This window comes from Flavobacterium macacae (assembly GCF_003865365.1).
Classification (GTDB): domain Bacteria; phylum Bacteroidota; class Bacteroidia; order Flavobacteriales; family Flavobacteriaceae; genus Flavobacterium; species Flavobacterium macacae.
The window spans coordinates 223,166-235,704 of record NZ_RQVR01000001.1 but is presented as its reverse complement, the minus strand read 5'-3'; the positions used below and the strand labels follow the sequence as shown (position 1 = coordinate 235,704).

The window sequence follows — 12,539 nt, the reverse complement described above, 5'->3', positions numbered from 1 at the left end:
AGGGATTTTCGTTTAATATCCTAATTTTTGTCTAACGCGTTGCAACACTTCATTTGCTTTTTCTCTTGCTTTTTCTGCACCTTGGAGCAATAATCTGTCCACTTCGTGTTTGTTGTTCATGTAGTAAGCATATTTTTCTCTTTCTACTTTGAATTTTTCTACGATTAATTCGAATAAAGCTTGCTTGGCGTGTCCCCAACCAAAATCTTTATTTGCGTTTTTATATTTTTCGGTTATTTCTGCCAGTTGCGTTTCAGTTGCAAGCAATTTATAGATGGCAAAAATCTTGCAGGTTGCCGTATCTTTTGGATCTTCAAGCGGCGTGCTGTCGGTTTCAATTGACATCACTTGTTTGCGCAGCGCCTTATCTTCTAAAAAGATATTGATGATGTTATTGGCTGATTTGCTCATTTTTCCACCATTTGTTCCGGGAACATATTTGGTGTCTTCTTGAGTGTAGGATTCTGGCAAAATAAAAGTTTCTCCCATCTGGTTGTTGAATCTTGAAGCCACGTCGCGCGTGATTTCAATGTGTTGCAATTGGTCTTTTCCAACCGGAACAAATTCAGCATCATATAAAAGAATATCAGCGGCCATCAACATTGGATAGGTAAATAATCCAGCGTTTACATCAGAAAGTCTATCGGCTTTGTCTTTAAAAGAATGTGCCAAAGTCAATCTTTGAAACGGAAAAAAGCAACTCAAATACCATGATAATTCGGTTGTTTGAGGAACATCTGACTGGCGGTAAAAAACTACTTTTTCTACATCTAATCCACAGGCAAGCCAACTTGAAGCCGTGCTATACGTATTTTCACGCAAAGTTTCTCCATCTTTGATTTGCGTAATTGAGTGCAAATCAGCGATAAAAAGATACGACTGGTTTTCTGGTTTGTTTGATAATTCAATAGCGGGCAAAAGCGCACCAAGCAGGTTACCTAAATGTGGCGTTCCTGTGCTTTGAATTCCTGTAAGGATTTTTGACATAATTACTTAATTTTTGCAAAGGTAAATGTTTTATCAAAAACTAAGCTTTGAATTCTTACATTTGGAACACAAAATTTAAAATCCAAGTTTCATTTTCTTCGGAAGTTTCTAACAAATAATATAAATGCGATTTTTTAAAATAATTTTTTGGGTTCTATGGCGCATCTGGTTTTATATTATGCTTGGTTTGCCAATTATAGTGATGCTTCCTTTTTTGGTGGTTTCTATTTTAAAAGAAAAATGGTATCCTTACTTTTTTGTGATGGCCAGAATTTGGGCCAAAGTGATTCTCTTTGGAATGGGCTTTTATTACATAATTGAGCGCGAACAAGAATTGGAGCCAGGAAAAAGCTACATGTTGGTTTCCAACCACACGTCAATGACCGATATTATGCTGATGTTGGTTGTTGCTAGAAATCCATTTGTTTTTGTGGGTAAAGTGGAATTGGCAAAAATTCCTTTGTTTGGGTTTTTCTACAAAAGAACTTGTATTTTAGTCGATAGAAAAAGCTCAAAAAGCAGAATGGAAGTTTTTGAAAGAGCACAGAAAAGATTGGCTCAAGGTTTAAGTATTTGTATTTTTCCCGAAGGAGGCGTTCCTGATGACGAATCGATTTTGTTAGATGAATTTAAGGATGGTGCTTTTAGATTGGCATTGGAACATCAAATCCCTATTGTGCCGATTACGTTTCCGGATAATAAAAAACGATTTTCATATACCTTTTTAAGCGGAAGCCCAGGATTAATGCGCGCCAAAGTGCATCATTTTATTGATACCACCGGAAAAAATGTAGCAGAAAAGAAGGATATCAAAGAAATAAGAGAAAAAGTAAAAGCAATTATTTATGAGCAATTACTGAAATTTAAGAACAAAAAAAGCGCCTAACCAGGGCGCTTTTCTTTGTCATTAACGTATAATAATGACGTACTTAACTAATTTTAAAACTATAAAAACCAACTAAATTTTTATTAAAAACTAAAACTTAATCCAGAATAAATTCCAATGAAGTAGGGCTTGAAACCGCCTTCATTGTCACTGAAAGTATTCAATTGATATTTGAATTTTGGTTCTACATTGGCTTGAAATGATGTCCAAAATTTATATTTAAAACCTAAACCGATATTAGATGTAAATGAAACATCATTTAAATTATCGGCTTTTCCAGCATTTACAGAATATCCGTTAGAAACAACAGAAAGATTGTTTTCATTTAAAAACAGGGTGCTCATTCCTCCAATAAGTTCAATGCCAAATTTTTTGTCCAAAATTTTATAGGAAAGCTCTATTGGAACTTCAATATATCCCATCGTCTGGTTCAAATATCCCGGTGTTTTTCCTGGAACATTATCAAAAGAAAGCACATTTACAGCAGAATTGTCTTCCACAATTATATTAGTTCCCTTTGAAGCATAACCATTTGAATTTTTTGCAGCAGCATCCGACAGCCCTGCATAATACACAATATCATTAGTGTTGTAACCTAAAGTCAATTTATTTACGCCGCCGCGTACAGACCATTTGTTTGACAGCGCATAATTTACGCCTACACCATAACTCATGTTCTTTTCATAATTCTTGCTGTTATCTGAGAATTCGTCAGAAATGGGCGAACCATTGGAAGCAGAGCTAAAATAAATAGGGGCTACGTTTGACGTAATTTGCCACCTATTTACTTTAGTTTCTGTTGCCGCTTGTTTTTCTTTTTCTTGTTGCAATAGCGATTCTTCCAGCGGATTAGGAACGGCAACAGCAACAGCTGCCGAATCCTTTTTTTGTTCTTCAAGTGCTTTTAAGTCAAAAGCAATCTCTGTTTTTTTTTTAGTTATTCCTTTTTCAACAGCAATTTTGTTATTTTCTAAAGTAGGATTTTGATTTTCTTTAAATTTTGAGCTTTCCTGATTTGCGATAGCGTCGTTATTTTTGCTTTCGGTAGATTTGGCAACTTCGTTTTTGATTTGATTCTCAGATTTATTTTCTGTACCATTTGCAATCAAGTTGTTTTCAGAAGTAAGCTGTAAATTATCTTTTTTCTTGTCTTTTACAGAAGTTGTTTTTTTATTTTGCGAATAAGTAACGGCTGTGTTTTTATTTTTTAATCTGTTGTTGTTGTCTCTAGGTGTCAATTCTTCAGAAACTTCTTGATTGACAACAGCATCATTTTGTGAATTTTTATCCGAATCAACCGCATTGGTTTTTTCAGGATTTGAATCGTTCAATTCATTAGTCTCTGTTATTGCATCATTATTTTTTATCGGAATAAGATTCTTTCCGTTGTCATTTTGCAAATCATCATTTTCTTGATTTACGATTCCGTTATTTGGATTAATTTTTGGTGAATTGTTTAAAATTCCATAACCAATTAATATTCCAACAAGCAACAAAGCGGCCACGCCCGAAAGTCGAAACCAGATCGGAATCACTTTGCGTTTTTTCTTCTTTGTAAGTGCGACTTCAATATTATCCCAGACTCTCTGTGGGGGCGCCACTTCAAAATCTTTGAACTTTTCTTGAAAAAGCCTTTCTATATTTTTTTTATCACTCATTTTGCTGCTGTAAAATTTCCGTTTCCGGCTTGAGCTTCTATTTTTTCCTTTAAGATCATCTTTGCACGGGCAAGATTTGATTTAGTGGTTCCGGTTGTGATTTCAAGCATTTCTGAAATTTCTTTGTGGGAATAGCCATCCATTACATATAAATTAAAAACCAGTCGGTATCGGTCAGGCAATTCCTGGATTATTTTCATTAAAAAGTCGAGCGAAATATTTCCATCCTCTATTTCTAATTCCTCTTCGTCAGGAATGTTGTCATTGACTATTTCAAAGACGGTATTTCCTCGATATTGTTGCAACACATTGTTGACCATCACCCTTTTTGCCCAGCCTTCAAACGATCCCTTGAAATTAAACTGCCCTATTTTCTTAAAAATAATAAGGAATCCGTCCTGAAGATTATCTTCGGCTTCGGTATAATTTCTCGAATACTTTAAGCAAACGCTGAACAATTTTGGAGAAAGCAACTTATATAATTGTTCTTGAGCTTTAGTATCGTTATGGCTACAACCGTGTATGAGCTGATCTAAACTCAAAGTGTTTTTATATAAGTTAATTATTCTTCAGTTACTGGAATTTCGTATTCTAAAAATGTATTTTGTCCTGCTGCGTCTTCGCCATTATAAAATTTAAAGAGGTAAGATCCGTTATTTGAGACATAAAAATTAAAAGAAGCTTCGCTTACTTGTTCTTCAAGCGCTTCACAAGTGGTGTTATTTACTACTGCCATTTGAAGTGCAAAAGTTCTTGTGTTTAAATTTTTTTCGTAATAAAACCCGTTTTCAAAATGACACGTAGTTGGTCTTTTATAATACACAGTAATTTCTTTGGTTTCTCCCAAAACAAAATGATCTGGAACATCGACAGAATCAATTATCGCAAATTCAAAATTGTAAGTAGGTGAATTATCGTCATTCAGTTCGCAAGAAGCAAAGGTGAAAGTCGCGATAATGACCAGGATAAATAAGGTAACAAACTTTTTCATTGGTATTTAATATTTTTATTCTTTAATGATAGATGCACCATTTTATCAATGGTTGCGTCAAGGTATAAAAAAACCCGAAAATAATTTCGGGTTAAATTTATTAAGCATTTTGCTCTTTTATCAAAGCTTTGATTTTAAGCTCAAGCTCCTCTGCCATTTCTGGATTGTCTTTTATTAAGGCTTTTACCGCATCGCGGCCTTGGCCTAATTTTGTTTCTCCGTAGCTGAACCAAGATCCTGATTTTTTTACTACTTCAAATTCTACGGCTAAATCTAAAATTTCTCCTGTTTTTGAAACGCCTTCGCCATACATGATGTCAAATTCTGCCGTTTTAAACGGTGGAGCCACTTTGTTTTTGACAACTTTTACTTTCGTTCGGTTACCAATTACATTATCGCCGTCTTTAATTTGAGTTGATCTTCTGATATCCAAACGAACTGAAGCATAAAACTTCAAGGCGTTACCACCGGTAGTGGTTTCTGGATTTCCGAACATCACTCCGATTTTTTCTCTCAACTGGTTGATGAAAAATACAGTACAATTTGTTTTGCTGATTGTTCCTGTCAATTTTCTCAAGGCTTGAGACATCAAACGTGCATGAAGACCCATTTTTGAATCTCCCATTTCGCCTTCAATCTCACTTTTTGGAGTCAAAGCAGCCACAGAGTCAATAACCACGATGTCAATTGCGCCTGAACGAATCAAGTTTTCTGCAATTTCTAAAGCTTGTTCACCATTATCGGGTTGCGAGATGATCAAATTTTCTACATCTACACCTAGTTTTTCAGCATAACCCCTGTCAAAAGCGTGTTCTGCATCGATAAAAGCAGCGATTCCTCCCGCCTTTTGAGCTTCGGCAATGGCATGTAATGTAAGAGTAGTTTTACCTGAAGATTCCGGTCCGTAGATTTCGATAATTCTTCCCTTTGGGTAACCATTTACTCCAAGAGCTAAATCTAATCCTAAAGAACCTGAAGAAATAGATTCCACTTCTTCTACAGCTCTGTCTCCCAGTTTCATAACCGTACCTTTTCCGTAGGTTTTATCTAATTTGTCAAGCGTTAATTGTAATGCTTTTAATTTAGCGTCTTTCTCTGAACTATTTTTTTCTTTCATATAAATTGGCACTTATTTTTTGTAAAAATAGTTCTTTTTTTTTATCTTCCAATAGCAATTTTTTCCACATAAAAAATCCTTTTTCATATTTAAAATTAACAAAAATATAATTCTTACTTTTGCATAGAATATTATGAATATGGAAAAACTTATTTCATACCCCATTTCAGCGGTATATTATTTGGTTTTTGGATTTTTTCTGGCCCTATTTCATCCCATACAATGGATTTGTTTTAATCTTTTTGGATATCAGGCACACAAAAAAAGCGTGGATTATCTGAATTTCTTTTTGTTGAGGACTACCCATTTGCTTGGAACTACTTATAAGGTAGAAGGAAGAGAGTTGATCCCAAAAGGAGTTCCGGTGATTTTTGTAGCCAATCATCAAAGTATGTATGACATTGTGGCGATGATTTGGTTTTTCAGAAAAGCGCATCCGAAATTTGTCAGCAAAGCCGAATTAGGAAAAGGAATTCCAAGTGTTTCCTATAATTTAAGGCACGGAGGTTCGGTTTTAATTGACCGTAAAGATCCAAAACAAGCCGTCCCAACGATTAAAGGTTTGGGAGAATATATTGAAACGAACAAACGTGCGGCAGTTATTTTTCCCGAGGGAACTCGAAGCAAAAATGGCTATCCAAAAGAATTTGCCCAAACGGGCTTGAAAATTTTATGTAAGAATGCGCCGTCAGCAATGGTCGTACCGGTCAGCATCAATAATTCTTGGAAAATTGTTAAATATGGCTTTTTCCCTGCGGGTTTAGGAAATCATCTTACCTTTACGGTGCATAAGCCCATTTCAGTTGCAGAAATGCCTTTTCCAGAACTGATGAAACAGACTGAAAAAGAAGTAGTTGAAGGAATAAAAAATTAAAAAAATATGTCTATAAAAAACATGCGTCTAGAAGTAATGCAGTTTCTAGAGAAAAATATTGACACGTTCGTTGACCAGTATTTGATTCCCACGGAAAAAATTTGGCAGCCAACGGATCTTTTGCCTGATTCTCAAAATGAAAACTTCTTTGAAGACGTTAAAGAACTAAGAGAAATCGCTAAAGAATTGCCTTATGATTTTTGGGTAACTTTAGTGGGAGATACCATTACCGAAGAAGCGTTGCCAACCTATGAATCTTGGTTGATGGATGTGGAAGGTGTGAATCAAACGGATAATATCGGGAACGGTTGGTCAAAATGGATCAGAAACTGGACGGGCGAAGAAAATCGCCACGGAGATGTTTTGAACAAATATCTTTACCTTTCTGGCCGTGTAAATATGCGTGAAATTGAGATGACGACACAACATTTAATCAGCGACGGTTTTGATATTGGAACTGGAAGGGATCCTTATAAAAACTTTGTGTACACGAGTTTTCAAGAATTGGCCACCTATGTTTCACACAACAGAGTAGCCCAAATTGCTAAAAAACACGGTGACAACAAATTGTCAAAAATGTGTAAGCTGATTGCAGGAGACGAAATGCGTCACCACCACGCTTATTCTGAATTTGTGAACCGAATTTTTCAAGTAGATCCAAGTGAAATGATGCTTGCTTTTCAATACATGATGAAGCAAAAAATCGTAATGCCAGCGCAATTCTTGAGAGAATCTGGAGAAAAAATAAGTTCTGCTTTTGAACAATTTTCTGATTCAGCACAAAGGATCGGGGTGTATACGGCACACGATTATGTGGATATCATGCAGAAATTAATTGACAAATGGGAAATTTCAAAAATTTCTGGATTGACTGATGAAGCTGAAAAAGCAAGAGACTATCTGATGAAATTGCCAGCAAGAATGGCTCGAATTTCTGACAGGATCGTGATTCCGGCAGAATCTCATATTTTTAAATGGGTTGAGCCAGCCACTTTGAAATAATACAATAATTAAAATCCTTTCTTCACCGAAAGGATTTTTTTCTTCCTAAAAATTATGAATACGACTTTAATAGAAAATACAATTTCTTTCGTAAAAAAAGAACTTCAAGGTGCTGAAGGAGGACACGATTGGTTCCATATCGAAAGAGTGTATAAAAACGCTTTGAATATTTCAAAAGAAGAAAATTGTGATGAAACCATCGTCGGACTTGGAGCCTTATTGCACGATATTGCTGATAGTAAATTTCACGGCGGAGATGAAACCGTTGGGCCGAGAGTAGCCAGAGAATTTCTGGAAAGCCAAAATACATCTGAAGAAATTATCGTTCACGTCATTAATATCATCGAAAATATTTCTTTCAAAGGAGGAAATTTTGAGCGTAAATTTTCTTCGATAGAATTAGATATTGTGCAAGATGCAGACCGTTTAGATGCCATCGGCGCCATCGGAATTGCAAGGTGTTTCAATTATGGAGGATTTAAAAACAGATCATTATACAATCCAGAAATTCCGGTGAATAAGAATATGAGCAAGGAAGAATATAAAAATTCAGTTTCGCCGACAATCAATCATTTCTACGAAAAATTATTGTTATTGAAAGACAAGATGAATACCAAATCAGGAAAGAAAATTGCCGAAGAAAGACACAATTATATGGAGAAATTCTTAGAACAGTTTTTTGCGGAGTGTGAAGGAGAAAGATAAAAAAAGCCGGAAAGTAATTTCTGGCTTTTCAATTATTATTTCCCAGTAAAAACCGGTTTTCTCTTCTCTAAAAAAGCGCCGGTTCCTTCTTTAAAATCTTCGGTTCCAAAAGACTCGCCAAAGTTTTTGATTTCAATAGCATAACCGTCAACGCCATCTTTGAAATTGGCATTGATCGCTTCAATCGCTTTGCCAATTGCCAAGGGCGAATTTCGCATAATTTTTTGCGCGATGCTGTTTGCTAATTCCAATAATTCCGCTTGCGGCACCACGTGATTCACCAATCCAGCAGTTTTTGCTTCTTCAGCAGAAAGCATTCCAGCAGTCATAATTAATTCCATTGCTTTTCCTTTTCCAACCAATTGCGGCAATCTCTGAGTTCCTCCATAACCTGGAATCACGCCAAGAGAAACTTCTGGCAAGCCCATTTTTGCATTATCCGAAGCAATTCTGAAGTGGCACGCCATCGCCAATTCCAAGCCGCCGCCTAAAGCAAAACCGTTCACGGCTGCAATTACCGGAGTTTTTAAATTTTCTACAAAATCAAACAAAGAAGCTTGTCCTTTTGCAGCCAATTCTGCTCCTTCAGAAACAGAAAAATCGGCAAATTCAGAAATATCTGCACCAGCCACAAACGCTTTGTTTTCGCTTCCTGTCAAGATAATTGCCCTCACTTTTTCATCCTTTTCTAAAGCTTCAAAAGCCATGTGCAATTCTTGAATTGTCGCTTTGTTCAACGCATTTAATTTCGTTGGCCTGTTGATGGTTACCGTTGCGATTCCGTTTTCAGAAGTCGTTAAAATATTTTCAAAGTTCATATCTTTATATTTATTTGTTTTTCAGATTCATAGATTTTTTCTAATGAATCTGTGTCAATTTGTGAAATTTGTGTTGTACTTTATTTTTAGGAATTAATGCAATTCCTATTTAAAAATCTACGATTCTGTGGTAAAATTTACATCCTAATTATAGGAAGGAAAACACAAAAAACGGTTCCTTTTCCGGAAGCGGTTTCAAAAGTAATCGTTCCATTATAATTTTCAATAATATTTTTGATGATTCCCAAACCAAGTCCCATTCCTGAGTTTTTGGTCGTAAATTTTGGTTCAAAAATACGGCTTCCGTTATCGCTTTCAATTCCGGTTCCGTTATCTTGCACGCTGATTTGCACTTTGTTTTCTTCTTCTTTAACCGAAACGACTATCGACTTAAATTCTTGGTTTTCAGGAATGGCCTGAATTGCATTTTTAACCAAATTGGTCACGATGCGAATCAATTGCGTGCGATCCATAATCGTGATAATTTCTTTGGCTTCACTTTTAAACTGGATGTACTCTTCGTTGAAAATATCCAAAGTCAGTTGTACAACATCCACCACATTCAGGGTTTCATTTTGTTGGGCCGGCATTGATGCAAAGTTCGAAAACGCCGAAGCTACTGAGCTCATCGTATCAATCTGCTGAATCAAAGTATTGGAATAATCCGTCATTTTCTGCTTGACTTCGGGATCATTTGGATCAAATTTTCGCTGGAAACTCTGCACCGTCAAACGCATCGGAGTCAACGGGTTTTTAATTTCATGCGCCACTTGTTTTGCCATTTCGCGCCAAGCCTGTTCTCTTTCGCTTTGCGCTAGTTTTGAGGCACTTTCTTCCAATTCTTCAACCATCGAATTATAGGCGTGGACCAACAGCGCAATTTCTTTACTGCTTTCTTCAAGCTCAATTTTTTCATTTTTTTGGTTGAAGCGCGTTTCTGTAATTTTATCGGTAATGGATTTTAGGAACTTGGTAATATAACTCGATAAAAAGTAGGCCAAAAAAATGGCAACAATCAGCATTATCGAATACACTTGTCCTAAACTGATCAAAAAATTTCGCAATTCTTTCTCATAAAATCCATCATCTGGAATGTAGGGAAGATTTAAAATTCCCAAAGGTTTGAACTTCGTGTCCTTGATTTGGGCATACGAAGAGCGAAACTTCAGTCCGTCGATACTTTGCACGTCCACATACCTTTTGTCCATGGAAGATTGGACCAATTTCAAGATATAATTAGGGATCGGGGGCAAAATAGTATCAACGGTAAACGATGCTTTTGATGATTTTAATAGTTTTCCGTCTAAGCTGTAGATGTTGATGGCCAAACTATGAATATCGGCCAGTTTATAAATCTCGTCCTTAAAAATCAAAGATAAATTTTCAGAAGTCAGCGGATAAGTTGTGGTGCTTAAAATATAATTGATATGCTCTTTTACAGCGGTCTCCCTTCTTTCAAGACGTTCTTCATGGTATTCTTTTGCAGCAGTTTTAAATTGATAAATCGACAAGGAAGCCATCAAGACTGATGAAATCAAAGTCAAGACAATCATGGAAAGAAAGATTCTGACACGGAGTGAAAGTCGTTTTATTTTTATGGGTTGCAGCATTAAGACTGGTTTCTTTCGCGAATTTTTTTATAAAATTTAAAGCCCAACATAATAATTACAGAGAACAGAATGATTCCGATTACTCCATAAATCCAATTGACGGCGTTTTTCAAAATTACCAAAAAAACGACAGCAAAAAGAATAATTGTGGCACCTTCATTCCAAAGACGCATAAAATTTGAAGTATGCTTTACTTCATCATTTTGCAATTGCTTAAAAATCTGATGGCATTTTAAATGGTACAGATACAGAGCAAAAACGAAGCCAAGCTTGACGTGCATCCAAGATTGCTGCAGCCAAACCGGACTGATATACAATAAAAGAATTGCAAAAATACTCGCCAAGACAGCCGAAGGCCAAGTGATGATGTACCACAAACGATACGTCATGATCTTGTATTGCTTTTGTAAAATTTCTTTTTCAGGAGATGCTTTTTGCGAAGCTTCAATTTGATAGACAAACAATCTGACAATATAGAATAATCCTGAAAACCAAGTGATTACAAAAATTAAATGCAAGGATTTTATGTAGTTATAATAATTTTCCATCTGTGGATTCAATTAGATTTTCATTCATTTCTTTTTTCAAAAATACGGCGGTTACTATGGTGGAAAGCACGTCTGCAATTGGAAACGCGATCCAAACGCCTAAGATTCCAAAAAAATGGGGTAAAATTAATACCAAGGGAATCAAGAAAAACCCTTGTTTGGTCAACGTCAGCAGCAATGCTTTTTTTGCCTTTCCGGCCGCTTGAAAATATGCAGCTCCAATGAGTTGAATGGCAATAATGGGCGAAGCAGTAAAAACCCATCTCAAGGCATTTGGCGTTTCGTCAATAACTAATTGGTCTGTCGTAAAAACGGAAACAATCGGTTTGGCAAAGAATAAAATTACGACAAAAATTAATGTGGCCAAAACTGCCGCATATTTGATGGAAACCGAAATGGTTTCTTTCACGCGATGGTAATTTTTGGCCCCATAATTAAATCCGGCAATAGGCAAAAAAGCTTGCGTAATTCCCAAAACAGGAAACAGAGCAAACATCAACATTCGGCTGATAATGCCATAAACGGTTACCGAATGTTCGCCGCCAAAAGTATATAAGGTATGATTCAGAATAATCGCCAAAATGCTCACAACTCCTTGTCTTGAAAAAGTTACAAAACTCAGCGAAGTGATTTCTTTAACTATTTTTTTATGGAATTTAAAATGGTGGAGTTGCAGTTTTAATTCGGTTTTGTAAATAAAAAACCAAAGCACAAAAAGGAAAGCACTTGTATAAGAAATGCTGGTCGCTAAAGCGGCTCCGAAAAGCCCCAAATCCATGAATTTAATAAAGACGATGTCTAAAATAATATTGACAATCGCTGGAATTATCATTGAAATCATGGCGAAAGAAGGTTTTCCTTCGGCCCGGATCACGTTGTTTCCCATCATGCTAAGTGCCAAGAAAGGAACGCCAAGTAAAACAGGATAAAAGAATTCTTTGGCTGGCGCCAAAATATTTCCATTCGCTCCAAAAATCAATAACATTTCATTGCTGAAAAATAATCCGAGAATGACAAAAATAGAGGCAAGCCCGAAAGTCATCATGATTTGATTGGCAAAAACGATATCTGCTTTCTCTTTATCGCCCGAACCCAAAGCGCGCGATAAAACAGAACCGCCACCAACGCCAATGGCCATTCCCAAAGAAGAAATTAAAAACGTAATCGGCAAGACAACAGAAACGGCGGCAATGGCCAGCGAACCCACCCATTGCCCTACAAAAATGGTATCCACCAAAATATTAACTGACATGAACAAAATCCCGACTGACGAGGGAATTGCTTGTTTGAGCAGTAATTTTTTGATGTCTTTCGTTCCTAATTCTTCCGATGAAACCGCCATG

The 12,539-nt window shown here is 36.2% G+C and carries 13 protein-coding genes; 4 read left to right on the top strand and 9 right to left on the bottom strand.

What is annotated here, in order from left to right; genetic code table 11:
* Nucleotides 1-12 precede the first annotated feature (12 nt).
* A complete protein-coding gene (gene trpS / locus EG849_RS01110) occupies nt 13-987 on the bottom strand; it encodes a tryptophan--tRNA ligase (protein ID WP_125011241.1) in 975 nt (324 codons plus the stop codon).
* Between the two features lie 124 nt (nt 988-1,111).
* On the opposite strand from trpS, the gene EG849_RS01105 reads away from it, so the two are divergent.
* A complete protein-coding gene (locus tag EG849_RS01105; protein WP_125011240.1) occupies nt 1,112-1,873 on the top strand; it encodes a lysophospholipid acyltransferase family protein in 762 nt (253 codons plus the stop codon).
* A gap of 83 nt (nt 1,874-1,956) precedes the next feature.
* On the opposite strand, the gene EG849_RS01100 is transcribed toward EG849_RS01105, so the two are convergent.
* The 4 genes from EG849_RS01100 to recA form a co-directional block, all read right to left on the bottom strand.
* Entirely contained in the window at nt 1,957-3,531 is a 1,575-nt protein-coding gene (locus EG849_RS01100; protein WP_125011239.1) for an outer membrane beta-barrel protein, read from the bottom strand.
* Nucleotides 3,528-4,073, bottom strand: a complete 546-nt coding sequence (locus EG849_RS01095) for an RNA polymerase sigma factor (RefSeq protein ID WP_125011238.1) — start codon at nt 4,071-4,073, stop codon at nt 3,528-3,530. The genes EG849_RS01100 and EG849_RS01095 overlap by 4 nt, the downstream gene beginning before the upstream one ends.
* A 20-nt stretch (nt 4,074-4,093) precedes the next feature.
* Nucleotides 4,094-4,522 carry a hypothetical protein gene (locus tag EG849_RS01090; protein WP_125011237.1) on the bottom strand — a complete coding sequence of 143 codons (429 nt, stop codon included), beginning with the start codon at nt 4,520-4,522 and terminating at the stop codon, nt 4,094-4,096.
* Nucleotides 4,523-4,622: 100 nt separating this feature from the next.
* Nucleotides 4,623-5,639: a recombinase RecA gene (gene recA / locus EG849_RS01085; RefSeq protein ID WP_125011236.1), complete on the bottom strand. Its 1,017-nt coding sequence runs from the start codon at nt 5,637-5,639 to the stop codon at nt 4,623-4,625.
* Between the two features lie 139 nt (nt 5,640-5,778).
* On the opposite strand from recA, the gene EG849_RS01080 reads away from it, so the two are divergent.
* The 3 genes from EG849_RS01080 to EG849_RS01070 are packed head-to-tail and all read left to right on the top strand — an operon-like array spanning nt 5,779 to nt 8,220.
* Nucleotides 5,779-6,513, top strand: coding sequence for a lysophospholipid acyltransferase family protein (locus EG849_RS01080; RefSeq protein WP_125011235.1), 735 nt, complete (start codon nt 5,779-5,781; stop codon nt 6,511-6,513).
* A 6-nt stretch (nt 6,514-6,519) separates the two neighbouring features.
* Complete coding sequence (locus EG849_RS01075; RefSeq protein ID WP_125011234.1) at nt 6,520-7,515, top strand: acyl-ACP desaturase; 996 nt, start codon at nt 6,520-6,522, stop codon at nt 7,513-7,515.
* A gap of 54 nt (nt 7,516-7,569) precedes the next feature.
* Nucleotides 7,570-8,220 (top strand): HD domain-containing protein, encoded by a 651-nt coding sequence (locus EG849_RS01070; protein WP_125011233.1) that lies wholly within the window; start codon nt 7,570-7,572, stop codon nt 8,218-8,220.
* Nucleotides 8,221-8,255: 35 nt separating this feature from the next.
* Here EG849_RS01070 and EG849_RS01065 read toward each other — a convergent pair whose 3' ends face one another.
* The 4 genes from EG849_RS01065 to EG849_RS01050 all read right to left on the bottom strand — a co-directional run bounded on the left by EG849_RS01065 (nt 8,256) and on the right by EG849_RS01050 (nt 12,538).
* Nucleotides 8,256-9,038, bottom strand: a complete 783-nt coding sequence (locus EG849_RS01065; protein WP_125011232.1) for an enoyl-CoA hydratase/isomerase family protein — start codon at nt 9,036-9,038, stop codon at nt 8,256-8,258.
* 137 nt (nt 9,039-9,175) lie between these two features.
* Nucleotides 9,176-10,591 carry a sensor histidine kinase gene (locus EG849_RS01060; protein WP_125011362.1) on the bottom strand — a complete coding sequence of 472 codons (1,416 nt, stop codon included), beginning with the start codon at nt 10,589-10,591 and terminating at the stop codon, nt 9,176-9,178.
* Nucleotides 10,592-10,647: 56 nt separating this feature from the next.
* Nucleotides 10,648-11,196: a CopD family protein gene (locus EG849_RS01055; protein ID WP_125011231.1), complete on the bottom strand. Its 549-nt coding sequence runs from the start codon at nt 11,194-11,196 to the stop codon at nt 10,648-10,650.
* Complete coding sequence (locus tag EG849_RS01050) at nt 11,180-12,538, bottom strand: MATE family efflux transporter (RefSeq protein ID WP_125011230.1); 1,359 nt, start codon at nt 12,536-12,538, stop codon at nt 11,180-11,182. The genes EG849_RS01055 and EG849_RS01050 overlap by 17 nt, the downstream gene beginning before the upstream one ends.
* Nucleotide 12,539: the final 1 nt, after the last annotated feature.

Coding starts and splice junctions, on each gene's coding strand:
- EG849_RS01090 (WP_125011237.1), bottom strand. CDS start 4,522: ATGAAAAAGTTTGTTACCTTATTTATCCTGGTCATTATCGCGACTTTC.
- EG849_RS01050 (WP_125011230.1), bottom strand. CDS start 12,538: ATGGCGGTTTCATCGGAAGAATTAGGAACGAAAGACATCAAAAAATTA.
- EG849_RS01060 (WP_125011362.1), bottom strand. CDS start 10,591: ATGATTGTCTTGACTTTGATTTCATCAGTCTTGATGGCTTCCTTGTCG.
- EG849_RS01070 (WP_125011233.1), top strand. CDS start 7,570: ATGAATACGACTTTAATAGAAAATACAATTTCTTTCGTAAAAAAAGAA.
- recA (WP_125011236.1), bottom strand. CDS start 5,639: ATGAAAGAAAAAAATAGTTCAGAGAAAGACGCTAAATTAAAAGCATTA.
- EG849_RS01080 (WP_125011235.1), top strand. CDS start 5,779: ATGGAAAAACTTATTTCATACCCCATTTCAGCGGTATATTATTTGGTT.
- EG849_RS01105 (WP_125011240.1), top strand. CDS start 1,112: ATGCGATTTTTTAAAATAATTTTTTGGGTTCTATGGCGCATCTGGTTT.
- EG849_RS01065 (WP_125011232.1), bottom strand. CDS start 9,038: ATGAACTTTGAAAATATTTTAACGACTTCTGAAAACGGAATCGCAACG.
- trpS (WP_125011241.1), bottom strand. CDS start 987: ATGTCAAAAATCCTTACAGGAATTCAAAGCACAGGAACGCCACATTTA.
- EG849_RS01055 (WP_125011231.1), bottom strand. CDS start 11,196: ATGGAAAATTATTATAACTACATAAAATCCTTGCATTTAATTTTTGTA.
- EG849_RS01100 (WP_125011239.1), bottom strand. CDS start 3,531: ATGAGTGATAAAAAAAATATAGAAAGGCTTTTTCAAGAAAAGTTCAAA.
- EG849_RS01075 (WP_125011234.1), top strand. CDS start 6,520: ATGTCTATAAAAAACATGCGTCTAGAAGTAATGCAGTTTCTAGAGAAA.